The 24,474-nt window shown below is 62.6% G+C and carries 19 protein-coding genes and 1 tRNA gene; 16 read left to right on the top strand and 4 right to left on the bottom strand.

Annotated elements, in window-relative coordinates:
• Nucleotides 1-192 precede the first annotated feature (192 nt).
• The 15 genes from ACO076_RS12535 to ACO076_RS12465 all read left to right on the top strand — a co-directional run bounded on the left by ACO076_RS12535 (nucleotide 193) and on the right by ACO076_RS12465 (nucleotide 19,854).
• A complete protein-coding gene (locus tag ACO076_RS12535; RefSeq protein WP_421723167.1) occupies nucleotides 193-1,770 on the top strand; it encodes an ABC transporter substrate-binding protein in 1,578 nt (525 codons plus the stop codon).
• A gap of 18 nt (nucleotides 1,771-1,788) precedes the next feature.
• A complete protein-coding gene (locus ACO076_RS12530; RefSeq protein WP_421723166.1) occupies nucleotides 1,789-2,739 on the top strand; it encodes a carbohydrate ABC transporter permease in 951 nt (316 codons plus the stop codon).
• A gap of 1 nt (nucleotide 2,740) precedes the next feature.
• Nucleotides 2,741-3,580 carry a carbohydrate ABC transporter permease gene (locus tag ACO076_RS12525; RefSeq protein WP_421723165.1) on the top strand — a complete coding sequence of 280 codons (840 nt, stop codon included), beginning with the start codon at nucleotides 2,741-2,743 and terminating at the stop codon, nucleotides 3,578-3,580.
• A gap of 3 nt (nucleotides 3,581-3,583) precedes the next feature.
• On the top strand, nucleotides 3,584-4,639 hold the full coding sequence (locus ACO076_RS12520; RefSeq protein ID WP_421723164.1) for an ABC transporter ATP-binding protein: 1,056 nt from the start codon (nucleotides 3,584-3,586) through the stop codon (nucleotides 4,637-4,639).
• A 9-nt stretch (nucleotides 4,640-4,648) separates the two neighbouring features.
• A complete protein-coding gene (locus ACO076_RS12515; RefSeq protein ID WP_421723163.1) occupies nucleotides 4,649-5,593 on the top strand; it encodes a carbohydrate kinase family protein in 945 nt (314 codons plus the stop codon).
• A gap of 112 nt (nucleotides 5,594-5,705) precedes the next feature.
• Nucleotides 5,706-6,407: a hypothetical protein gene (locus ACO076_RS12510; RefSeq protein ID WP_421723162.1), complete on the top strand. Its 702-nt coding sequence runs from the start codon at nucleotides 5,706-5,708 to the stop codon at nucleotides 6,405-6,407.
• Nucleotides 6,408-6,411: 4 nt separating this feature from the next.
• Nucleotides 6,412-7,011 (top strand): hypothetical protein, encoded by a 600-nt coding sequence (locus tag ACO076_RS12505; RefSeq protein ID WP_421723161.1) that lies wholly within the window; start codon nucleotides 6,412-6,414, stop codon nucleotides 7,009-7,011.
• A 450-nt stretch (nucleotides 7,012-7,461) separates the two neighbouring features.
• A tRNA-Gln gene (locus ACO076_RS12500) sits at nucleotides 7,462-7,535 on the top strand.
• Nucleotides 7,536-7,892: 357 nt separating this feature from the next.
• Entirely contained in the window at nucleotides 7,893-10,253 is a 2,361-nt protein-coding gene (locus tag ACO076_RS12495) for a hypothetical protein (RefSeq protein WP_421723160.1), read from the top strand.
• Between the two features lie 478 nt (nucleotides 10,254-10,731).
• On the top strand, nucleotides 10,732-12,441 hold the full coding sequence (locus tag ACO076_RS12490) for a thiamine pyrophosphate-binding protein (protein WP_421723159.1): 1,710 nt from the start codon (nucleotides 10,732-10,734) through the stop codon (nucleotides 12,439-12,441).
• A 25-nt stretch (nucleotides 12,442-12,466) separates the two neighbouring features.
• Nucleotides 12,467-15,265: a peroxidase family protein gene (locus ACO076_RS12485; protein WP_421723158.1), complete on the top strand. Its 2,799-nt coding sequence runs from the start codon at nucleotides 12,467-12,469 to the stop codon at nucleotides 15,263-15,265.
• Nucleotides 15,266-15,275: 10 nt separating this feature from the next.
• On the top strand, nucleotides 15,276-16,640 hold the full coding sequence (locus tag ACO076_RS12480) for a hypothetical protein (protein ID WP_421723157.1): 1,365 nt from the start codon (nucleotides 15,276-15,278) through the stop codon (nucleotides 16,638-16,640).
• A 65-nt stretch (nucleotides 16,641-16,705) separates the two neighbouring features.
• Nucleotides 16,706-17,338 (top strand): hypothetical protein, encoded by a 633-nt coding sequence (locus tag ACO076_RS12475; protein ID WP_421723156.1) that lies wholly within the window; start codon nucleotides 16,706-16,708, stop codon nucleotides 17,336-17,338.
• A 14-nt stretch (nucleotides 17,339-17,352) separates the two neighbouring features.
• Entirely contained in the window at nucleotides 17,353-19,047 is a 1,695-nt protein-coding gene (locus tag ACO076_RS12470; RefSeq protein ID WP_421723155.1) for a cell wall hydrolase, read from the top strand.
• Nucleotides 19,048-19,236: 189 nt separating this feature from the next.
• Complete coding sequence (locus tag ACO076_RS12465) at nucleotides 19,237-19,854, top strand: FecR family protein (protein WP_421723154.1); 618 nt, start codon at nucleotides 19,237-19,239, stop codon at nucleotides 19,852-19,854.
• A gap of 22 nt (nucleotides 19,855-19,876) precedes the next feature.
• On the opposite strand, the gene ACO076_RS12460 is transcribed toward ACO076_RS12465, so the two are convergent.
• Nucleotides 19,877-20,326, bottom strand: a complete 450-nt coding sequence (locus ACO076_RS12460; protein WP_421723153.1) for a hypothetical protein — start codon at nucleotides 20,324-20,326, stop codon at nucleotides 19,877-19,879.
• 78 nt (nucleotides 20,327-20,404) lie between these two features.
• On the opposite strand from ACO076_RS12460, the gene ACO076_RS12455 reads away from it, so the two are divergent.
• Nucleotides 20,405-20,632 (top strand): hypothetical protein, encoded by a 228-nt coding sequence (locus ACO076_RS12455; protein ID WP_421723152.1) that lies wholly within the window; start codon nucleotides 20,405-20,407, stop codon nucleotides 20,630-20,632.
• A gap of 24 nt (nucleotides 20,633-20,656) precedes the next feature.
• Here ACO076_RS12455 and ACO076_RS12450 read toward each other — a convergent pair whose 3' ends face one another.
• From ACO076_RS12450 to ACO076_RS12440, 3 genes are all read right to left on the bottom strand, one after another.
• Nucleotides 20,657-21,931, bottom strand: coding sequence for a class II D-tagatose-bisphosphate aldolase non-catalytic subunit (locus tag ACO076_RS12450; RefSeq protein WP_421723151.1), 1,275 nt, complete (start codon nucleotides 21,929-21,931; stop codon nucleotides 20,657-20,659).
• A gap of 101 nt (nucleotides 21,932-22,032) precedes the next feature.
• A complete protein-coding gene (locus ACO076_RS12445; RefSeq protein WP_421723150.1) occupies nucleotides 22,033-23,121 on the bottom strand; it encodes a Gfo/Idh/MocA family protein in 1,089 nt (362 codons plus the stop codon).
• A gap of 116 nt (nucleotides 23,122-23,237) precedes the next feature.
• Complete coding sequence (locus ACO076_RS12440) at nucleotides 23,238-24,410, bottom strand: ABC transporter substrate-binding protein (protein ID WP_421723149.1); 1,173 nt, start codon at nucleotides 24,408-24,410, stop codon at nucleotides 23,238-23,240.
• Nucleotides 24,411-24,474 lie beyond the last annotated feature (64 nt).

Here is a 24,474-nt window from a genome sequence, read left to right as displayed (position 1 = left end):
AGTGATCCTGTCGATTTGACTTGAACATTTATCGCTCTAGAGATAATAATGTTCAAAGGGAGGAATACCGAGGCTTCGAGGCCTCGGTTCGGTGAGACCTTCAAAACCCGCACGTCCCGCGGATAACCTCGGGTCGTGAGGATCGGCCACAGGCGTGGCGTCGGGGAACAAATCTGCAAGGGAGGATCGGAAATGCTCCGCAATAAATCCAATGTGACACGGCGTTCGTTTCTGAAGTCGACCGCCGCTGCCGGCGTAACCGCTGGCGTTTCCGCGAGCGTCGGCACGTCGCTCGTCGCGCCCGCTTTGGCGCAATCGGACTTACCAAATCCGGCTGACGTCCTGGCCGACATCTCCGTGGAGAAATACGTCCGCGCGGACTATCGTGAACTGTACGGCATGTCAGATGCACCGCTTTGGGATCCCGACAAGGACTGGATCCGCACCGTGGACTGGGAGGCGGTCCGCTCTGATCAGGCCGGAAAGACGGTGCGCTTCGCCATCGGCGCCGCCGATCAGGAATCGGCGGCTGAGGGTCTGGTGCCTTTCGAAAAGCTCTCCGGCATCCAGGTCGAACTGGTTCCGATTCCAGATGACAGCTTCTACGACAAGGCGATCGCCGAGTTCATCTCCGGCAACGCCAGCTTCGATGCGCTGCAGTTCTTCTCGCCTTGGCTCGGCGACTTCGCCGCCCCGGGCTTCCTCGCACGGCTCGACGACTACGCCGAAAAGTGGGCCCTGCCGCTGGACGACTTCTACGACACCTATCGCTTGAACTACGGCTATTTCGGCGACCAGGGTCTCTACGGCATTCCGTTCGACTGCGACATCCAGATGGTCCACCTGCGCAAGTCCTACACCGAGCAGGTGTTGGGCGGCGAGATCGACAAGTGGAACACGGTACCGACATACGACGAACTGATCCGTCTGTCGGGCGAGATGAACGCACTCGAGCCGGGCGTCGCCGGCGTCGGCTTGATGGCCGGTCGCGGTTTCTGGTCGACCTATACCTGGGAGCACATCGCCGCCCAGTACGGCATGGATCTCTTCGACACCGACTGGAACCCGATCTTCAACAACGATGCCGGCGTCCGGGCGATGGAAGTCATCCTCGCCCTGCAGAAGAACGCCGCACCGGGTATTGCCGGCTGGGGTTGGCCAGAAAATCGCGCCGCATGGCTCGGTGGTCAACTGGCCTCCAACATCTCCTGGCAGGACAGCGGCACCCAGGCGATGCGGCCCGACCAGAGCCAGATCGTCGGCGACTTCGTTACCATCTACGAGCCGCGCGCCGGCACCGACAGCGCCCGGTTCGCGCCGCCGAACATCGCCGGCTCAACCTCATGCGTTGCATCGACGTCGCAGAATCCGGAAGGTGCATTCCTGATGCTCGCCTTCCTGACCACATCGTCGATCATGGCGATGAACGAAGCCAACGCCAACGGCGTCGCGCCAGGCTACAAATCGGTTCTCGGCAACGAGCATCTGCGGATCGTCTCTCAGCCGGCTGAAGTCTGGGCCGAGAGCCTCAACTACGCATGGTGCGCCCCGCGGATTCCTGGCATGTTCGAAATGGAACAGGCGCTCGGCAATGAGATCAACAGAGCTGTCGTCGGTCAGATCAGCGCCAAGGAAGCGCTGGACAACGGCGCGGCGGCGTGGCGGTCGATCATGGAGAAAAACGGCTTCTTCTCTAGCCGCGAGCCGTTCCCCTATTCGGCCGTTGAAGCGGGCGTCTGGGTCGGCAAGGGCAAGCCGCTGCCGGGCTAAGCCCATCGGCTGTGTGACATGAGCGTCGCTGGCGTTCAGGCGAATGCGGATGGGACGGCAGGTGCCGTCCCATCCGTGCGTTTGCGCCGCGGCCAACGCCGCCGGAGCCCGTTTCGGCGGCGCCTTTTTCCATACCTCCTGGTGTTGCCGGCGGTCATCTATCTGCTGACCATCACGCTCTATCCCGGCGTCTACGCCATCTATCAGAGCTTCTTCCACGTTCGCTTCAACGAGTGGATTCCGGCCGGCACGGAGAACTATCAGCAGCTGTTCCAAGACCGGGAGTTTTGGGGAGCGCTGTGGAACACGCTGGTGATCGGCGGCATCTCGCTGATCGTCCAGTGCAGCCTGGCCATGCTGCTTGCCTACTACGCCTATCGCGACCCTCTGATCCGTGGTTGGCGGATCATCTTCCTTCTGCCGATGCTGTTCATGCCGTCGGCCGTCGCCTTCCTGTGGAAGCTTGCCTTCATGGATGGCCGGGTGGTCTCGGACCTGCTTATGCGGCTCGGCCTCGTGTCGCAGTTCATCGATTTCTCCGGCTCGGTTTTCAACGCCCGACTAACGCTGATCGTCGCCGACGTCTGGCAGTGGACCCCCTTCCTGTTCATCATCTTCGTCGCCGGACTGCAGGCCCAGGACCGTGAGGTGGAAGAAGCTGCCCGTCTCGACGGCGCCAGTTGGGCGGCGATCTTCTGGAACATCTCGTTGCCGATGATGAAGCCGGTCATCGCCATCGCGGTGATTCTGCGCGGTATCGACATCACCACGATGTTCACTAACGTCTTCATTATGACCAGTGGCACGCCCGGCGGCACCACCGAGACGATCAGCTATTTCATCTATCGAATGGGCTTCAAGACGTTCAACTTCGGCTACGCGTCGGCCGCGTCGGCCGTCATGCTCATCGGTACGATCATCACAGCGCAACTCCTGTTGAAGCGGTTCTTCCGCTCGGGCAGAGCCTGAGATGCGCCTTCGCTTCGGCCGTGGCGAAAGCCTTGTCCTAAGATACGTGGTGCTCGGCACCTGGGCGCTCGTCTGCCTCGTTCCGATCCTCTGGTTCCTGTCCATCGGCTTCCGCCCCCGAACGGAGATCATCACACCGCAGCCGATCTACTGGCCCAACTTCTCTCTCGATGCCTGGCACATGATCTGGGACGATTGGCCGATGGGGGCGTACCTCCGCAACTCGGTGCTGGCGATCTTTGGATCGGTAGTCATCGATCTAGTGCTGGCGATTCCCGCCGCCTACTCGCTGGCGCGCTACGAGTACCGCGGCCGCGAAGACATCGGCTTCTACATACTCTCGACCCGGATGATGGCTCCGGCCATCGTCGCGATCCCGATCTTCTTCCTGTTCCGCGGTCTCGGCCTGCTCGACACCGTTTGGGCGCTGATGCTGATCTACGCCGCCATCAACCTGAGCGTCGTCACCTGGATCATCCGCTCCTACATGATGGACTTGCCGAAGGAGCTGGAGGATGCCGCACGAACCGACGGTGCGTCGGATCTGCGGATCCTGTGGGAGATCATCATCCCGGTCTGTCTGCCCGGCATCATCACCGCCGCCGTGATCGCGGCCATCTTCGCGATCAACGAGTTTCTGTTCACGCTGCTGATCGCCTCGACGCCGAACGCCTACACCATGTCGGTGGCGCTGGCGAACTTCACCGGGGGCTCGGACGGCAAGATCTATAACGCTATCGCGATGGTCTCGTTCCTGGCTTTCGTGCCGGTCTTCATCCTGGTGCTTCTGATCCAGAGGAATCTGTCGCGCGGCCTGACGATGGGCGCGGTTAAGGGATAGTCGATGGCGGAAATCGAGTTACGCGGGATCGGAAAGTCGTGGGGCAGCTTCGTCGGGGTGAAGGACGTTAACCTCACCATCGCCGACGAGGAACTCATCGTGCTGCTGGGTCCTTCCGGTTGCGGCAAGACCACCACGATGCGGATGATCGCCGGCCTCGAGGAGCCGACCGGCGGGGAAATCCTGATCGGCGGGGAGTCGGTCACCGACGTGGATGCCCGCGACCGCGACGTCGCCATGGTGTTCCAGAGTTACGCGCTCTACCCGAACATGACCATCTACGAGAACATCCGGTTCCCGCTGCGCATGCGCGGCGTGCCGAAGGAGGAGCAGTCGACCCTGGTTCAGCGTGCCGCCGACATGGTCGAACTCGGCGACTTTCTCCACCGCAAGCCCGGTGCCCTTTCCGGCGGGCAACGCCAGCGGGCTGCCCTCGCCCGTGCTGTGGTCCGCGAGCCGCAAGCGTTCCTCATGGACGAGCCGCTCTCCAACCTCGACGCAAAACTGCGCGCTGCCATGCGTGTGCATATCAAGCACCTGCAGAGGCAGTTGAAGATCACCACCGTCTACGTCACCCATGACCAGATCGAGGCGATGACCCTCGCCGATCGCATCGTCATCATGCAGGGCGGCGAAATCCAGCAGATCGGGGCACCGGACCAGATCTACTCCGATCCAGCCAATACGTTCGTCGCCGGGTTCATCGGCTCGCCACCGATGAACCTGATCACCGGTCGTGTTGCCGACGGTGCATTCGGGGCCCCTGGCGTCGAGATACCAGACGTGCCGGTCGACGATGGCCGGGCGGTGACCCTCGGCGTTCGCCCGGAGGATTGCAAAGTGGCCACAGAGGGCGCTCACCTGAACGCATCGGTCTATGGTGTGGAACCGACTGGCGATGTTACGATCCTCACCCTGAAAACCGATACCGACACCATCGAGGTTAAGGCCGACCGTGACTTCCGGGCCGAACTGGGTTCCCCTTGTAAGATCACTTTCGATACCGATCGCCTCTACTATTTCGACGCGGATGCGGGACAGCGTATCCGCACGACCTGAGACGGCTCGATGACGTTCGACTACACGTCCATGGGATTCTACACGTTCGACTGCCTTGGCCGGCCGGTCAACGAACTGCCACCCGGCGGCGACACATATTTCATTGACGAACTGACGCTTGCCGTATCCGGGGCCGCCGGGAGCGCCGCGATTGTGGCCGCCAAGTACGGCCTTTCGGTACAGGCGGTTAGCGGCGTAGGCATCGACGACATGGGCGATTGGGTTCTGATGAAACTTCAGAGTTTCGGCGTCGATACAGAAAACATGCAGCCCTGTCCGGGCGTCTCCACCTCGTCCTCGATCGTGACTACGCGGCCGGACGGCGCCCGCCCGGCCCTTCACAAGAAGGGCGCGACCGGCGCGTTCTTCGTATCAGACGACGATCTCGACCGGGTCATCGACACGCGAATCCTTCATGTCGGTGGCGTCGGTCTGATGGATCGCATGGATCGCGGCCGCACGACAGAAGTGATGCGCGCCGCCAAAGAGCGCGGCTGCACCACGACACTCGATGTGTTCGCCAGCACGGCAGACGAACTCCCACTTGTCGAGGTGCTGCTTCCCTACACCGACTATTTTCTGCCGTCGGAGGAAGAAGCCGCTGCCCTTTCTGGCCTGACCGACTACGACAACATGGCCCGGTTTCTCCTCGACATGGGCGCCAAATGCGTCGTCCTCACCCTCGGTGCGGAGGGCGCATTGTATCGTCACAGTGACGGCACGCGATTTCATCTGCCGGCATTCGATATCGAGGTTGTTTGCACCTGTGGTTGTGGCGATTGCTTCAACGCAGGCTTTGCCACGGGCCTTCACTTGGGCCTTTCCCCGGAAGAGTGTGTTCGCCTGGCTCAGGCAACCTCGGCGCAAAACGCGATGGGGTTGGGCTCGCAGGCCGTGGTTCGATCGCTCGAGGATACGATGGCGTTCATCCGGGAAACGCCGACAAAGGGCTGAGCGCGAGGGTCGACCGTGCGGCATGCTGCGCCCCGTGATACGGTCTGAAGTCTAGGTACCGAGTTCAGTTATGGCACAGTCTTGGCAACACGCGATTAAGACGCACCCAGCGATGCTTTCGCTGAAGGATGCGCTTCGTGCCATTCGCTTCTTCCTCTATCGTGGACGGACCTTCGCCAAACGTCGTAGCGATGCCCTCAGCGCGCCGATCGGCGGGGTCGCGCGCGCGATCGTTTCCGAAGTCGATGACGTCGCCACCCGCGTCAACAGCGTCGCCGGTGGGATGTCCCGGCGGTTCCTCGACGCACCAGTGGCGGTCGATAGCGATGCAGTGACTTTCGACGACATTCTCAGCATCGATCGCGCGGAGATCGCGTACGCTCAGGCTGCGTATCGGCCGCTGAGCAAGGCGTTCGGCTACCTTGGCGCCGAAGCAGCACTGGTCTCTGAAGCATCGGCCGCCGGCGCTTACGCTTCGGTGATGGGAACACCGGCTGAGGGGGCGGGCCGGTTCGATCAAGCCGCAGCATTGGTCGACGAGATGCTGCGCCGCCGAGTGATCCGGCAGGTTCTGGTGGCCGCAGACCCGGATGACCCGGAGGCGCTCACCGCCGCCGACATGCCGATGGTCGCCGTGTTTGCTCTGGCCCTATGGCTGCTGGCCGAGCGCAACGCCTTCATCGACGACGACAACGACACGTTGCTGTTCGCATGCTGCGATGTCGCGGTCGCGCTGAAAGACGACATCCGCACGCGATTGGGTGACCGGACGGAGTTGAGGGCGCTGATCGCCGCTTACGCCGAAAAAGTGTGACGCTGTGATCGACCTCCCTGTTCCGCGCGCCATTGACCAAACGGTCGGCCCCATCCGTCGCGCCGTTCGCAGGATGCGCTGGTTCAAGCAGTCGTTCACCCAGCAGGTCGAGTTGATCTCCGAGGCAAGCGGCGTGGAATACAAGATCAGTCCCGATCGCCTGGCGCGGGTCTTCGTCGCGTGGTCCCGCGGATTCGAGGCCCGGAAACCGTCACAACCACAAGCCCGACAGGCGTTTGTCGGCTTTGCCTCGGGCCTGATGCTCCGCCAGTTGATCAACCTCAAACCGCTCGAGGTCGTTGCGGTTCCGGTCGGATCGGATGCCTCCAATCCGGCCTACTACTGGCCAGAAGGCTACGTCTATGTCGCTTATTGCCTGAACGTGCGCTCCGGTGTCCTCGCGCAGGAGTTCGATGCCGACGTCGAACTCACCCCGGACCTCGGCGACATTCGCACATGGTGGTCGTTCAAAGAGAACGTCGAAGAGGACCCGTCCCAGGCCATCGCGTTTCTCGATCTCTTCTCTGGCGAGGAGCCCGACTGGGCTCAGCCGTCCCTGTTCTACGAGAGGCCAAAGGCGCTGCCGCAGGTGCCGGGGCAATAGCCCACGTCACCCACAGAATTTCGAAAGACGCTACCCTTACTCGGCTCCGTCGTCAGCGCGGCACGAGCGTGGTGATGAGCTCGTTGGCCATATTCGCCATGGCCATCCCGGCGGAGAAGTCGAACTGATTGATGGCGATGAAGATGCTGCCCCCTGGATGGAGCTAGGCGATGTAGCTGAATATGCCATTGGCGCCGCCCGTCTTTTGAATGATGAGCGTGCGGTCGCCCTCGGGCATCATGATGACCCAGGCGAGTCGCATGGCGTTCATATGGCCTGACTCATCCATGCCGTAGACAGCTGGGACATCCGCTGAACGACAAGACGCCCCGTCCGACCGGGGCTGGACCGGCCAAGCCAAGCTCCCTATAAGAATGAGTGATCTTCGCAAAGTGGGATACGCCCTTTGCGAAGCCACCTGAAATAACCGTTACACAACAATGGATTAGGTGGGGCATCGTCTAATGGTAGGACAGCGGACTCTGACTCCGTAAGTCTAGGTTCGAATCCTAGTGCCCCAGCCATTTCAGGCGCTTGGCGCCAGCAGCACTTTCGCCTCGACCTGAGCCCGCGACACACATCGGCTAGCAACGAGCCGGGATTCACCAATACCGACAACAATGGTCAGACCAATGCGGTCATCGCCGATTTCGTGCTAAGCTGCTGGCGCTAAGGACTGTTGGACCACGGCGCCTGAGGACTGTTGAGGGGTCAACGGGCCGGCCGTCGTCGTATCGTTTCGTTCCGTGAACGACGATCGGCCTCGTCGGCCATGACGGTGTTGCAGGCGTCGCAGCGGCGGGGTTTCGATGGCGACGGAAACCGAGCCCGAAGCGACTAGGTCGGATTCCGCCGCGAAACCCGCGGGCGGGGCCATACCGGTGCGTGCTTGGCTAGGCAGCGCCTACCGATCGGCCAGCCGATTCACTGCTCGGCTGTTCGCCTCGTCCAAGCCCTGGCTGATCGCGCTGTCGGTGATCGTCCTCATCGCGTTTTTCTGGACACCAATCAAGAACCTGTACTGGCGGCTGCTGCCACCGGCCGGCGCCATCTATGTGGACAGCCCCGAGGTTTACACCCGCGAGCGGCTGATCAACGAGCGGCTGACCGAGGAGGCCTGGCTCGACGATCAGTTGACGGCGGCCGCGACCAATGAAGACTTCACCTCAATCGAGAACATCATCAGGCGACAACTCAACCTCGACCTCGACCAAGCGGGCGCCGCCGGAGGTCTTGGCGGCGGTACCACCGGCGGAGCCGGCGCCGAGGCGATGGCACGCGGTACAAGCCTGATCGGTTTCAACGACAAATTCCGGTTACGCAGTGCGTCTCGGAGTCTGATCCGCCAGCGGATCATCGAGAACAAGCTCGACGACCGCCACGATCTCGAGGGCAACGCCCTCTATGTGCTCAAGTTCGACAACACAGTAATCAGCGCCCCGGCGAGCGGTCGGATGGCGCAGGTGCGGATCGAGATTCTCCCGCCCGACGGGGTGGATGATGCCGCGGTCCACGCTGATGGCGACCACTTGACCAACGCGTTTTTGCGCGAGATCCGCGGCAGCGACGGACGTCGCTTCGAGGGTATCTACGAGATCTGGCGGGAGAGCATCAGCGACCGGGTCAACAACCGGTTGCGGGTTCTCTACAGCCAGTTTCTGCTCGAGCCGACCGACTCGAATGAGCTCTTCAATATTCGGAACTACGCCGACTTCGACCAGGCCGGACCGGGTCCGCTGGCGCTCAGGGCCGCCCGACCCGAAACCCTCGCCACCATGGACACCCTACTTGAGCCAATCGCGGAAGAGGACAGGGACCCCTATGTCCGCCGCATCAAGGCGTATTTCGCGCGGAAAGCGATCGCCGATGTGCTGGGCGTCGCCGAGGACGAGATCGAGATCGAACTGGCGAGCCAGTACGATCCCTTCCGTGAGTATCCGGTCGCCTCGGCAAGCGTACCGGATGCCCTTGGGCTCACCGTTCGGATCACCAGCGAACCCATCGCCCGTCCCCTCGTGTATGTGAGGCCAAGGAACATCCAGCTCTATGTTTTCGACGAAGCGTGCCAAGCACGGCCCGCCGAAGCCTATCTCCAGACCATCTTTGGCGTCACCTCCGGCGTCATCGAGATGGCCGAAGGTGCGGCGAAGAAAATCGATGTTTTCCAGCTCGATGAACAGGACGCGCCGCTCCGCCAGGAGGAAGCCGACCTGATCAACATCGTCACCGACGCCGTGGAGCAATTCTCGTCGGGCGCGCGGACCGCGGACACCGGTTGGCAGATGATCGACTACGCAGCGATCGGCATCAACAACCCGTTCTTCGAGGTCTCAAACGGCTGCGAAATCAGCTACGCGCTTAATCTGAAGATCGGCTACTACGACTTCGTTCGCAGCGTCGTCGACTACAACACCTACAGCTATTCGGTCCTGCCCCGCGAAGGGTCGCTGCCGGTCGTCAGCGACATCAGCAGCCGGTACGAGTATTCGAGCCCGGGTGGGGTGTTCGACGGAGTCCTTGGTTTCGGAACCCGCGGCGCCGAGTTACGATCATATCTCACGACCTTCGGCGATGTCGCGCGCCGCGTCGGCGACCCGGTTCCGCTGCAGGCAGGCGAACCCGGCGCGCTGGCCGAGTTTAGCGAGGGATACACACCGATTGTCGGCTGGATCATAGATCCCGGTGCTAAATCGCCGGCAGCGCTGGAGACCGGCAGCTTCGTCAGCATGAATGAGTCGATCCTGGCCATCATCTCGGTGCCGGCCTGGTGGACAGAGGTTCGACTCGCGCTGAAGAAGGAGTGGATCGAGGGCAGCGGCAGTATTGTGCTCGCCGAGCCCGCCGATTCGAGCTTCACCAACGGCCGCCGCGAGTTGACGGTCCGGTTGCCGAACCGTCCGGAACTGATTGATGTCCTGTTGGTCGATTCGGCGCGCAGTGGCCCGGTGATCTCGGAGATCGACTCGACCGCCCAGCAGACCTGCAACGAAATCCCGCTGCTCATCGTCGGCCAGCGGCTGTGGCGGAACACGGCGGTCACCATCGGCAGCGTCAAAGCCCAGCGGATCGAGATCATGCCCAATATGGGCGGCGTCGTCGCTTATTTCCGCAAGCCGTTCTCAGCAAGCCGCGATGATCGCCTGCGCCTGTGGACCAGCGAGGGGGTGACCGAGGCGAAGTTGGCCACGTCGATCAGTTCGAAAACGTCGGAGGGCTGCGCGGTACAAGCGCCGCAGCAGTGATCCGGTTCACAAATGGCGTTCAGGTGGCGTTCAACTTCGGAGGCTATTGTCCCGCCAACGATCGGAACACAAGCGGGTGCCTACCGCAGGAGCGACAAATCCGATGATGTCAACAGCGCTATCCCTGGTGGTTATGACTGGCGTCACCACGACTCCCGTGCCGCCGCCACCGCCTGAGACTTTCATGACGCCGGTTCAGAACACGCAGCAGATCGGTGGATTCTGCAAGACCGCGACCTACTCGTGCCGGATTTCGCCGCCGCAACCGATCGGGTCGGCATGTGCCTGCGGCGCTGTCCCGGGGTTCGTGATCGCCGCGCCTGTCAACTGACGTCGGTCCAACACAAAACGCTTTGGCTGCCTTGCGTCAACCCGATTCCTACTGTACCTTTCTAGGTCAAACGAAAGTCAAAATACAAGATAAAATAGATACTTACCACGCACAGAGCCCGTCAGTGGCGACGGACGGAGGACGGCGATGCGTGTCTATGAAGCGATCGTGGCCGGCCTGGAAGCGGTCGGCGTTGATGCTGCATTCGGGGGGGCGGGTGAAAATGCCGCCGGCCTGATGCTGGCGCTCGACGACTCGAAGAAAATCCGCCCCGTCATTGCCAAGAACGAACAGGGCGCCGCCTTCATGGCCTGCGGCTATGCCATGTTCTCCAACAAGCTTGGCGTCTGCTTCGCCACCGCCGGACCGGGCGCGTTCAACCTGATCTCCGGCGTGTGCGTCGCCCTCACCGATTCCTACCCCCTGCTGGCGATTACTGGTTATTCGACGATGGAGTGGACAGGCCGCGGCGGGCTGAACGAGACCTCGGGGCTGAATCGCACACCGGATTCCCAGAAGGTCTTCGATGCGATGACCAAGGCGAACTTCCTGATCAAGGATATCGACGAGGTCGCTGACACGCTTCAGCAGGCCATCGACATCGCCTTCGACGGCCGGCACGGCCCGGTGCACATCGCGGTGGCCGAGGATATCACCGATCCGTCAATCAAGATCGAGGACTTCGAGCCGCCGGTGCTGAACGTACGGCCGGTCGTCCCCGATCCGGATCGTGTCGCAGACACCGCCGCCTTCCTGATCGACGCCGTTCGCGATGGCAAGAAGGTGGTTCTTCTCGTCGGCTTCGGCGCGATCCTGGCGCGCGCCAATCGAGAAGTGCTCGACTTTATCGAGCGCTACCAGATCCCTCTGATCACTACCCTTGATGGCAAGGGAATCGTCGACGAGAGCCATCCACTGGCGATCGGTGTGTTTGCCGACAGTGGCCACAAAAGCGCTTGGGAGCTCTTTCTCGATTCCGACGTCGTCGTTGGCCTCGGCAACAGCTTCGCCCAGCACGCCACCTTCGATTTCCGCGACGATTTGTTTGAGAACCGCAAGCTGGTGCACATTGACGTCGACGCGAACCAGATCGACAAGGTCTACAAGGCCGACCGGGCGATCATCGGCGATGCCCGCCTCGCCATATCCGGACTCGCCGACGCAATGTCCGTACTTGGTCGCATACCACCGAAGACCTATCGCGCGCCGGACTTCGATGAGCAGCGAGTTATCAAGTTCACGCCCAAGCTGCATCCTGGCCAACTGTCCCAGGCGATTTCGAAGATGCTGCCGCCGCGTGGCGTCGTGCTCGCTGACGCTGGCGCTCATCTCGCCTGGCTCGGCTACTACCTTGAGCTCAAGGACGGGCAGAACTTCCGTAAGCCCGGCACCTATGGCCCCATGGGCATCGGCGTCTGCGGTGCGATCGGCGTGAAATACCAGGACATGGATCGCCCCGTGGTCGCCGCCGTCGGCGATGGTTCGTACCTGATGAGTGGCTTCGAACTGATGACCGCTGTCGAGCACAACATCCCGGTCGTCTGGGTGATTTTCAATGATGGCGAGTTCAAGCTCATCAAGCTCTACCAGCTCTCCGCATTCCTGAAGACCGGTCTCGTAGAGTTCCCCAACCCGGACTATGTCGCTTACGCCCGCGCGTGTGGTGCGGACGGTTATAGCGTCGACCGCATCGGCGATTTTGAGGACGCGTTTCAGGCCGCCCTCGATTCGGGGCGGCCGACTCTGATCGACGCGCGGATCACACGGCTCGCGCTACCCAATTACAGCCCGAACCCCGAGGGCGTTCTCGCCGGCGTGTTCGAGCGCATCTCGTCACGGTTCAGAGGTGGCGACTGACAGCTTCCCGCGGGAGAGGGCGACGATGGCGACGTGGACTGAAAAACCAAAAGGCTCGGACGAACAGGAACGGCTGGAGTTCGACCACCTCGCCAAGCTGATGATGGAGGCGCAGCTTAAGTCGAAGAAAGCTGCGAAGGCTAAGGCCGTCGACCGCGCCTTCCACGCCCGCTCGATCGCGGCATTCGAAGGCGCAACCTTCGTCTTCAACGACGATCTGCCCGAGGACCTCCGCGTCGGTTTCGCCCAGTCCGGGGCCCAATACCCGGCGCTGGTGCGGTTCTCGAACGCCGCCTCCGTGCGCCTGCCCGACACCGAAAAAGACTTCCGCGGCCTAGCCGTGCGGGTCCTGGTCTCCGATGACGAGCAGCATGACCTGCTCGCCACCAACTTCCCCGTTTCCCATGCCCGCGACGCCCATCAATTCGTCTACTTCGCCCATGCGCTCGCCGGCGGCACGGTCTCACGGCTGGGCGGGATGGTGAAGCTGATGTTCCAGTTCGGGCCGTCGGAGACGATCCGCATGCTGCGCAATGTCTTGGGTGGTCGATCCGTCCCCCGCAGCCTCGCGCTGGAGTCCTATTGGAGCCGCGGCGCGATGACTTGGGGCGACGAGGCCGTACGCTTTATCTTTCGCCCCGCTCCCGGCGCCGCCCATGCAGCGGACCCAACCGACAGCCCGGCGTTCCTCGAAACGGAACTGGCCAACAGACTGGCCGGTGGCGACGTCCGCTTCGAGTTCTGCATCCAGCGTTATGTCAACGAGGAGGATACACCGATCGAGGACACAGCGGTCGAATGGAGCGATGCGAAGAGCCCGGCCATCCCCATCGCCACGCTCGTCCTGCCGCAGCGCGATCTTTCGGACGTCGATGCCATCGCCGAGCGCCGGGAGATTGATCAGCTCGGCTTCAACCCGTGGAACACCACCGACGACTTCCGTCCGCTCGGACACCTCAACCGCGCCCGCAAGGCGGCCTACGACGCCTCGATCGCCCACCGGCAGAGACGGCGATGGCAGCCGAATCCGCCGCCCTTACGCAATCGCGTCCTTGGCGGTGGCGCCCGCGCCGGCTTCCGCGCTATCAACCGCCGCTGGCCGTGGTACCGCCTGCCGTTGATGGCGAGCCTGCTCAATCTCGACGCGCTCCGTCACGATTTGCGGCAGCACAACCTGATCGACACCGAGCCGCGCGAGGCACCGCCGAAAGCGCGGGAGGTGCCGCCAGAGATAGCCCCGGAGCACCGAATCCAGCGCAGTTACGACGGCAGCTTCAATGATCTGAGCGACCCGAAGATGGGAGCGGTCGGCGCCGCCTTCGGCCGCAACATGCCGGCATATGAGGACAAGACGCCGGTCGACGAACCGAACGCGGTGACCGTCAGCGATCGCCTAATGCAACGCGAGCAGTTCATCCCGGCGACCATCCTCAACGTGCTGGCCGCAGCATGGATTCAGTTTCAGGTGCATGACTGGGTCGCCCACGCGCGCCGCAAGCTCGGCGAGGACGACGTGGTGGTCAAACTGCCGCCCGGACATCCGGGCTGGATCAACGAGATCGCGGGCGAAGAAGAAGATGCGATGCGCTTCGCGGACAATATCCCCCGCGACCCGAATGACCCGAGTCTCTTCGCCAACGCATCATCGCACTGGTGGGACGGCTCGGAAGTCTATGGCTCCAGCCAGGCGCATGCGTTGAAGCTTCGCGACGGCGCAAAGCTCAAGCTCGATGAGGACAAGTTTCTCCCGGTCGGCATTCACGGTTTCGAGCTGACCGGCTTCAACGAGAGCTGGTGGATGGGTCTCAGCGTGCTCCACACGCTGTTCGCCCGCGAACACAATCTGCTCTGCGACGAGCTCCGGAAGATCAACCCGACCTGGAGCGACGAGCGGGTCTATCAGACGGCGCGGCTGATCGTGTCCGCGCTGATCGCCAAGATTCACACGGTCGAATGGACGCCGGCGATCCTCAGCACCGAGGCGCTGGACATTGGCATGAAGACCAATTGGTACGGCCCGCCGTCTCGCGACTGGCTCACCCGGCTCGGCATCTGGCTGACCGATGTTCATGCCCTGAAAGGCATTCCGATGACGGAGCCGGATCACCATACGGCGCCCTACTCCCTCACCGAGGAGTTCGTGACCGTCTATCGGATGCATCCGCTGCTCCCCGATGACTACATCTTCTACGACTTCGCATCCGGTGCCGAGCGCAGCCGCAAAAATTTCCTGCAGATCCAGGGCAAGATGGCCGACGACGCCATGCGCGATACCGGCCTCTGCGACGCGCTCTATTCCTTTGGCGTGGCGTATCCCGGCGCCATCACCTTGCACAATTTCCCGGAGTCTCTGCGCCGCTTCGAACGCGAAGGCGAGATCATCGATCTGGCGGTGGTCGATCTGATGCGGACCCGCAAACGCGGTGTACCCCGCTACAACGGTTTCCGCCGGGGGCTACGCATGCCGGAGATCAAGAGTTTCGACGAAATGACCGCCAACCCGGAGACCAACCGGCTGCTCAAGGAAATCTATGGCGACGTCGACAAGGTCGACACGGTGGTCGGCCTCCTCGGCGAGCAGCCGCCACCCGGTTTCGGCTTCAGCGACACCGCGTTTCGCATCTTCATCCTGATGGCGTCGCGCCGCTTGCAGAGCGACCGCTTCCTGAACGTCGACTTCAAGCCGGAGATCTACACGCCGTTCGGCATGGATTGGATCGAGAACAACGGCATGACCAGCCTGATCCTGCGCCACTGCCCCGAACTCGCCTCGGTCATCCCGCGCAACGCCACCGCCTTCGCGCCCTGGCAGCGGGTCTTGTGAGGAGCAGACGATGAGCGATTCAGAAGGCCTCGCCGATTTCCTCCAACAACCCCTGGCGAAGACCTTATGGGGGCGACGAACCCATCGGGTCAGCCGCGGCAGCTCGGTAACCGCCGGGTCGATGAGCTATGTCTCGGAGAACGCGCGCGAGCCACTCTCGCCGCTCGAGGAAGCCATCCTCATTGCGTCAACCGGCGCCTCGGGCATGACCATGCCGGACCGGCCCTTCGCCGATCCGGACACCGGCGAGACGATCATGTCGAAGCCGAACCTGACCATGGACGGCCGCACCGCCGGCAGTCCCGACAACGCGCAAGGCACCTACTTCTTCCTGATCAACGATGAGGGAACCTACTTCCTGCGCCACCTGCCGTCGGCCGAAGGCGGCGTTGACGCATGGACGCCGGAAAACCTGATCGCCCGCGCCGAAGAGTCCAAGGTCCAGCTGCTCGACCACCGCATCGACGTACCCGAGGGGATGCGCGACTTTCCCGCCTATCTCGATTCCAACCGCTTCCTATCCAACCTTCCCGGTACGACCATCCTCTTTCCGGTCGTCGATCTGTCGCACCAGTACATCAACGGCCTGATGTATCTGCTGACCCAGCCCGGTAAGGCACGCCCGACCATCGTCGACGACCGCAATTTCTACCGGCTCGCCGGCGTCAAGAAGTGGGTCGACAGTGGCTTCCTCAATCCGGACATCAAGATACCCCTCGGCGTCATCCAGCAGATGCGGACCCAGCTCGAGGCGACGCTACTCACCCAGAACATCTTCCTGGTGGCCGAAGCGATGGGTCTCGGCGCTTGGATTCACGGCGCGATATCGCCACCGGTGCTGATGGGGGATCCCAAGTTCCGCGACACCTATGGCAAGCTTCTCGATTTCGACCACGTGACGCCGCCATGGAAGTTCCTCGACTTCTTCCGCTGGGCGACGCTGCCGATCCGGCAGATGAAACACGTGCGCAGTCACGCCGTTGGCCTTCGTCACAAGGGCGAGACCCTGATCAAGGGTATGTGCCCGCCGTACTACGACACCATGAGCGAAGCGGTCGACGAAGTGATCGCCGACAAGTTCGGGCCCGACGGCATCTACAAGGACACCGACCTCTTCCGCCGCATCTACAAGGACGACTACGGCGACCGCTACCTCGACGAAGCCGCCGAGTATGGCGGCGAGGTCATCGAGTGCACCCGCGCGATCTGCGAGTACATTTATGAGACACACGGTCGCTTCCCGGCCCACTGCGAGGCCATTCACGCGCCCGGTATCTGGATCCAGGTGCATCTTCTGGAGAACGAATACTACGACCGCTTCTTTGAAGACGGCATGCGGGATGTCCATCGCGATCACGACGCCCTTTGGCGCTAAGCGTCGTTGCCTATGTGCATTTTCCGACCCGCTGACGTAAGCTGATGGTTTCGAGGGGGGCGATCATGCGGCGCGCTTCGATTGGATTGGTGGCGCTACTGACGATCGGCGGTTCGAATACGCTGGCGCAGGACAGTTGTTCGGTCGGCGGCGCCACGTACTCGCACGGCGCCTCGGCCTGCCAACCCGCGGTTCAGGACGGACAGGTCGAGCAGGTCCTTTTCACCTGCAACGATGGCGCGTGGACCAGCACCGATACCGCGTGTCCCGACGCGTTCGCTTATTTCTGTCAGATCGGCCCGCACGCCGTTGCGATCGGCGAGCAGCTTCTCCTCGGCGAGGGACCGGCCGTGCTGGAGTGTCGGTTCCCTGGCGTATTCCAATTGAACCAGGGCGCCGCGCCACTCGCGCCCCCTGAAACGCCGAGCACGGTGGTGCGCAACGTTCAAGCGTTCCTCAGCGACGAAGGCGAAGGGCTCAGCTGCGACCCCAACACGTGCACCGGCCTCGCCGACGAGGAGACCCTATCGGCGATCGCCACCTACCTTCGGAGAAACTTCGCCAATCTACTGGACGAGGAACGGGAGGCGTTCGGCTTCGCGTCTGAGGCGGACGTGGAGGTCGTCATTCTTACCCACAGCCCGATCGACATCGTGCCGCTGTTCGCGAGGATTTTCGACGTCCCAAACGCTCGGTAGAAGGGAGGCAGTCCGTGAGGATATCCGCCAACCGGGAAGAAAAGTATCCGCTGCTCGGCGCGCTGCTTGAATCGATCAATTCTGACATCGAGGCGAACCCCGCGTTCAAGAGCGCCTTGTTCGAGTCGTGCGGTGGCAAGGACGCGGAACTTGCGAAGGCGCTGACCCTCAGGACCAATCCTTGGGTGACGGTCGAAGCGATCGCCGGTGGCGACCCGCGCGGTGCCTATTCAACAGATCGCCGCAACACCATCGTGATTGCCGAGACACTTGCCGACCGGCTGGTGGCTGGCGGCGATCCGGCAGCCTATGGCGAGACCATCGTCGTTTTGACCCGCGGCCTGGTCCACTGGCTCGCCGGCAAGGACTGGAAGACGCCGGACAGCCCCCCGGGCGTCGCGTTCGAACGATTGCTCACCGAGCGGCAGATCACCCTCGCACCCCCCGCGGTTCATGAACCGGTTCCGGAGCCCGAGCCAGGACCTACGCATGCCGAGCCGTCGCCGGAGACGCCACCACCTGCGATCGCCTACCGTCTCGGCGCGACCATCCTCGGCGTGGCCAAGCGACACCTCGGTCAGAAGTACCGGTTCACGCCGACACCGGATTACGACGATCCCGATTGGCAGGGGCCGTTCGATTGCGCCGAATACGCGTCTTACTGCGCCTTTCGCGCCTATCGAATTCCCTACGGGGTCGTCCCCGACCCGGCCAAGCGCTACAACTCCTACTCAGGCTACTGGCAGCGGGACGCCCGCGAGCATGGGGTTCGGATCAGCTGGCGTGACGCGCTCCATGTTCCCGGTTCCATTCTGCTACGCAATCCACCGGGGCGAGAGCCTCCGCCTTACGGACATGTAGCGATCTCGCTCGGCAACGGCCGCGATACCTACGAGGCCCGTGGCAAACAGTTCGGTGTCGTCAAACACACCGCGCTCGGTCGCAGTTGGAACACCGGCGTTCTCATTCCCGGCGTCCTCTACGACATGCCGGAAGGCCTCGGCAGTGACCTCCTCTTGTTCAAAGTCCTCGACCCACCGGCCGGCCACAGTCCGATCGTCGAGAAGATCCAGAAACGGCTGGTCAAAGCCGGCCTGCTCGCCAAGGCTCAGGTGAACGGGATCTATGACGTGGTTACCGCCACCGCGATCAGCGCCTTCCAAGACCGGAAGGGTATCGTCTCCGACGGCGAGGTTGGACCCGAGACCGGCGCCAAGCTCGGCCTCGGCGATATCTGGAAGAAGGCGCCGGTGGCGGACAAGCCTGCGTTTGCCGCTCCGCTCCCCGACACCGACGCCGACATCGATATGGAGATCCTGACCCTGGCGCGCACGCTCTACGGCGAAGCGCGGGGCGAACCGAAAGAAGGCATCGAGGCCGTCGCCAATGTCATCGTCAACCGTGTCATGTCGAAGCGCTACCCGAACACGGTTTCCAAGGTCTGCCTCCAGCGCCTACAGTTTTCCTGCTGGAACGACAACGATCCGAATCGCAAGATCATCGCCAGGCTGAAGCCAGGCGACAATCCGGTCTTCGACATGGTTCTCGGCATTGCCCGGCGAGCCTTACTCGGTGGGATACCAAGCCTCGTGGCCGGTGCGCTCCACTACCACGCCAAGTCCGTCAAGCCGAGCTGGGTCAAGAACTCGCCAGCAGCGACGCTGGTCGCCCGGATTGGCGCGCACCTGTTTTGGAGCGGAATTCGGTAGCGCGTTGGGGCAAGCTACCGCGACGCCCACCCCTGCCGCGCTTTTGCCGCCATTGTCACGCACTGGCGGTGTTCAAGTCGCAGCGCTTCGCGGCTGAGCATCGTTTCGTGGAGCGTCGAGTCCCGCGCTCCGTCATCATGATTTCACCCGTCGGGCATCCGGCGGTTCATCGATAAGGAACCCGTTCCCATGCGATACGGTTGGCGTCTGATTTTAGCCATCGCCCTTCTTGTTCTCCCGGCAGCCTCGCTCGCCAAAACGGAAGTCGGCGCTGTCAGTCGGGCACGCGGCAAGTGCGTCGGCCTCCATGAGGGAACCGAGCGAACGCTGAACGTAGGGTTGCCGGTTCACCTCAACGAGGAGATCGCGACCGCGGCCGCAGCCAAGCTGGAAATCACGTTAGCGGACGGAACCATGCTCACGCTCGGTGAGCGCGCGCGGATCGTCATCGACACCTTCGTCTACCAGCCGGACGAAGGATTGGATCAGCTCCTGGTCTCGACTACTGGTCCGTTTCGGCTCGTGTCAGGCGCCTTCAAGCGGCCGGACGCGACCGTCCAGATCGAGACACCGGCTGCGCTGATCGGCGTTCGCGGCACCGATTTCTGGGGCGGACCCATCGACGGCCGCTTCGGCGTGTTGCTGCTCGAGGGCTCGGTCACCGTGACCAACAATGTCGGCACCGCCACCCTTGACGCCGCCGGCGAAGGCGTCAACATCGATGGGGCCGACCTGCCGCTCAGCGATGTCACCATCTGGCCCGAGGAGAAGGCGGAGCGCGCCTTGGCGACGACGACTTTCAACTAGCGAGTCCACGGTTTGGACTCGGCTAACCTCCGCAAACCTCGGCCTTCATGACATAATACTCTGATGGCTCATCTGGAACCGACACATGCGCGCTGGCCTTGAAGCAAGCTGGGCCTAGCTTTTCCTGCTGATCGACGCGCACTTCACAGGACGACGCATTGCGGCACGATTTACCATCAGCAATTCTGACATCGGAGCCGTTGTACATGTCCCACAACAGGATGACGCGGGCTTCAACAGGTGAGGAAAGGCGACAGCTCTTTCCGTTGCGAACACTCGCCGAATACCGGTATTCGTGAACCCTGTCTGAGAGATAGAACGTCACACCAGCATTCAGGCAGAACAGGTAATTCGGGGGGTCGGACGGTGCGGCGCTATCAAAGCTGAAGCCGAACAGCTCTATCGCGTGGAGTGTCGGAGTGCCGGAAAGCAGGATAACGGCTGCGAATCCGAGCCTGACGAGCTTGGCCATTCTCCTTCCCCACATGCGGTACCTACGCTGACGGATGCCCGGCGACGATAATCAGGCGTTTCATGCTATCCTCATAGCATGATTGTCTACGATGGTTTCAGTGTCGCGTCATACCTGTACGAACTGTCGCATTCGGTCGCTTCGCAGGAGATGCTGCAGGTCGAGGAGGCGAGCGAGCCGAGCGATTTAGTTGTCTTCAACGACATTGCGGTCGTCATGGAGCGGCCTGACGATGATAACTGGCCGCATGTCCTGATGGCGTCCGTAGACAGTGGATCGACGGCGTTTTTGACGCCGCGGCTTTGAAGGCAAACCAACCGAAGACGTCGTCTAGAAGAAGAAATACGGCGCTAGCGCTCCTTGCACCTGCGCCAGCACGATCGCCCGCGCCCAACCAATCCGGTCGCCGATCAGCCCATCAGCCCGATCGAGGACCACCGGCTCCACGTATTGCTCCAGAAGCGGCGGTAATGGACGCGGACCGGTGAGCCGCGCCATCAGCGCCGTGACCGCCTCCCGCGCGGCCGGCTGTGCCCAGTAGTAGCGAATCCGGTCCGCATAGGCGAAATGCCGCTGCAGCCGCAGTGCCTCGCCATCACCGGCGTAGTGCCTCTGCCAATACCCCGGATCGGCGGTCATCAGCCGCTCCATCACCGCCGGTAGATGCGGTCCGTCTGCCGTCGGGTGCAGCCACCCATCGATCGCGGCGAGGGCATATACCGCCTGCCGGTAGGCAAAGGTCAGCGCCGGGCCAACCTTGAGGATGGCGAAGTTGCGCCGCGCCAGCTCGGGAAACACCGCCGGTGCCTGATAGTCGGTCGAATGCGCCTCGAAGCAAAGCCCCGGTGTGTCGGCGAGCGCCGCCGACAGCCGGTTCGGCGAGTCCATCGGAAATGGGAACACCTCGGTCGCGCCGAACTCGAGACCGGGCTGGACCACCAGCCCCGCCACCCGCGACCAAGCTGCCTCCAATCCGCGCGCCGTGAACGCGTCCCGGTGGGTGGTAATTGTCGCCCGTGCTGCGTCGGGATCGGTCGGGGCAATGTCGTGATCGCCCTCCTCCGCGCGCACACCGCCGGGTGACGGCACCTCGGTGCCGACCACATAGCTGATCGCCCTCCCATCCAATGCCGCGTCCTCGCAAACCGCAGCCAATTCGGCCGCCCGCGCAGCGGCAACCGCATCACCAACTTGGCCCGCCTCCCCGGCGCAGCCCTCAGAGCAGTCGAGGTGAATCTTGGTGAAGCCGGCAGTGACATAGGCTCGAACCAGATCGGCTGCCTTGGCCATCGCCATGTCGGCCGGTTCGTCGCGCCAGGCCTGCGGCCCGAGGTGATCGCCGCCGAAATCGATCATCTCGCGCGGGACATCGTGATCGTCAGCGAGATGATGAACAAAGGCGATGAAATCGGCCGGTTCCATGCGGGTGTAACCGCCGAACTGATTGACCTGGTTGCTGGTCGCCTCCACCAGAAGGCGCCGACCCAGCGATCTCGCCAGCAGCAGTGATGCGACCAGCACCTCCGGATGGGCCGAGCACACCGACGGGATCGCGACCGGCGCGCCAGCACGGTTCTGCTCGATCAGCGTGCGCAGAGACTGCATGATTGACACTCGACAGACTGGTTCGGCGGAGAACCGCCCTCATGCCATGTCGTAGACTGCGGTGTCGATGCCCTCGATCCGCACGTTGATCTGCGCCAGCGTCACTTCAGGTGGATCGCTTCGCCCTTTTCGATGCTCTCCTCGGCCGCGAGCACGATCCTGAGGCTGTTGACCGCCGCGTCCATCGACTCCGACAGGTCGAGATCCTCGCGGATCGCCTTGAGGAAGTGCAGTTGCTCGCGATCGCAGAGCGCCTGATGGTCCGGCTCGTCGGCCATACTCATCAGTTCGTCGGGCTTGGTGAACTCTCTCGTCTCCGGGTCCACGGTCGCGTGGTGCAGGCGGATCGCGTCGGTCTTGGTGTGCTTGTCGATGTCGGCCGAGTCGGAAAGGTCGATGTCGTCGCCCCGCGCCGCCTGATTGGCGACGATGCTGACCGCACCGTTCGGCCCGACCACGTCCTTCACGAAGAAGGCCTCCTCCGACATCATCGGTCCCCAGCCCGCCTCGTACCAGCCGACCGAGCCATCGTCGAAGGTGACGTGGAGGTGACCGTAGTTCTGCTTGGCGGCCTCCTTCCAGAGACTCGCCCCAATGCCGTGGACACGTACGGGCTGTGCGCCGGTGAGCTGGCACATCACGTCGACATAATGGACCCCGCAGTCGACGATCGGGATCAGCGAGTCGATCAGATTCTTGTGCCACATCCACGCCGGGCCGCTGCTCTGCTGGTTGAGGTTGAGACGCATCACCAGCGGCTTGCCGAGCGTCTTGCCGACCTCGATGAACCTCACCCATGAGGGATGCACCCTGAGGATATAGCCAAGCACCAACTTGCGGTTCTTCTCTCGCGCCTTGGCGACCACCGCTTCTGCGTCCTCGATATTGGTGGCGATCGGCTTTTCCATAAAGACGTGGCAGTTGGCGTCGAGCGCCTTCAGTGCGTACTCGGCGTGCGTGTTCGGCCACGTATTGATCGACACGGCGTCCGGCTTGGTCGCCGCCATGGCTTCACCGAAGTCGGAGAAGCGCGGATAGCCGGCCAGCGCCTCCGGCAAGTCGGTCCGCTCCTTGATGTTGCGGCTGACCAGCCCGACGATTTCGAAGCCGTCGAGCCGGTGATAGGCGTCGGCGTGCGACACGCCCATGTTACCGACGCCAACAACGAGGATCCTGACCGGATCGGCCATGGCATAGTCTCCCTGAGTTCAGCGCGGCACCGCCTCATGGCGCACGGCCGCAGATGTTCCCGCCCGGCGCGGTGGCGTGGCCGGCGGAGCTCTAACCCCGCCGGCTCGACAACCGCTCAGCGGATCGCGTTGTCGAAGAACCGCGCCTGGATGGCAGCGACGTCGACGGCGGCCATATCCTCAGGCAGCTCGTAGGCGTCGGCGTCCGCCTTGACCTTGGCGTGGTCGAAGTCGTTGGCCGGACCGATGAATGCGTTGGTGATGAATTCGTCGATCTTGACGTCCTTGGTGGTCTGGCCGATCTCCTTCAGCGTGTTGAAGAACAGCTCCCACTTGGCCATGTCGTGCCAGCCCCAGCCTTCGCGTTCCTCCATGTTACCGCGGAAGACGCCGGCAAGCTGCATCATCGACTCGGTGCCAAGCTCAGTGCCGAGGTTGTTCTTGACGATCGGGAACGCGTTGAACACCGCCTGGACCGCGGCCCGCGGATTCTGGTGACCAAACTCAAGGCCCATCGCCCAGCCGCGTAGATACTCTTCCAATAGTGCCTTGCGGTCCGGATCCTCGGTGTCGATCCGCCGAACGACGAAGACGTTGGCCGGGAAGTTCGAATGATCCATGCCGAGGAGGTACTCGAACTCAAGCCCCTTGCCCTGCCAGTCGGCCCGGAGCCCTTCCCAGGCGAGCGCGGCATCCCCCTGGCCTGTAGCGAGGACAGTTCCCCATTGCGGCCAGCCACCTTCCAGATAGGTGATGGTGCTGATGTCGGCGCCAGCGGCGGCGAGCATCGGATCGGTGATCGCCTGCCAGGCTGCCGAGCCAAGGAGAATGGTCTTGCCTTCCATCTCCTTCAGGCTTTTGACGCCTTCGCCCGGGCGGAACGCGAAGTCGAAGACATCGACCGCACCCATGTTGAACACCGATACGAGATCCATGTCGTTCTCGATCGCAAACGAGAACACACCCGGCGACGGGAAGCCCATGTCGGCCTGGCCGAGAGCGACGAACTTCACGGTCGCGGTGCCGTCGGACGGGCCGGCTTCCATCACTGTGTTGAGGTCGCCGAAGTAGCCCATTTCCTTGCCGACCCAATAGGGGTAGTCGTCGAGCACCTCGAGTGTGCCGCGCGGCGAAATCCAGGTGATCGAATCCTCGGCGCGCGCCGGCGTCGGGAAGAACGACGAACCGCCAAGCGCGGTCGCGGTCACCGCCCCGGCGGCTGATACCTGTAGGAAGTAGCGACGGTTCATCCCCGGCGCGGTCATTCGGCCACTGCTCTTACGTTTCATGATGTCCACTCCCTTTGTTTGCTCAGTCATCGCATCGGGGAAGCAAGACCGGCCGGCCGCGGCA

The sequence above is a fragment of the Bauldia sp. genome (assembly GCF_965232525.1).
Classification (GTDB): Bacteria; Pseudomonadota; Alphaproteobacteria; order Rhizobiales; family Kaistiaceae; genus Bauldia.
The sequence above is the reverse complement of the archived record's forward strand: the minus strand, read 5'-3'. Positions and strand labels throughout refer to the sequence as shown.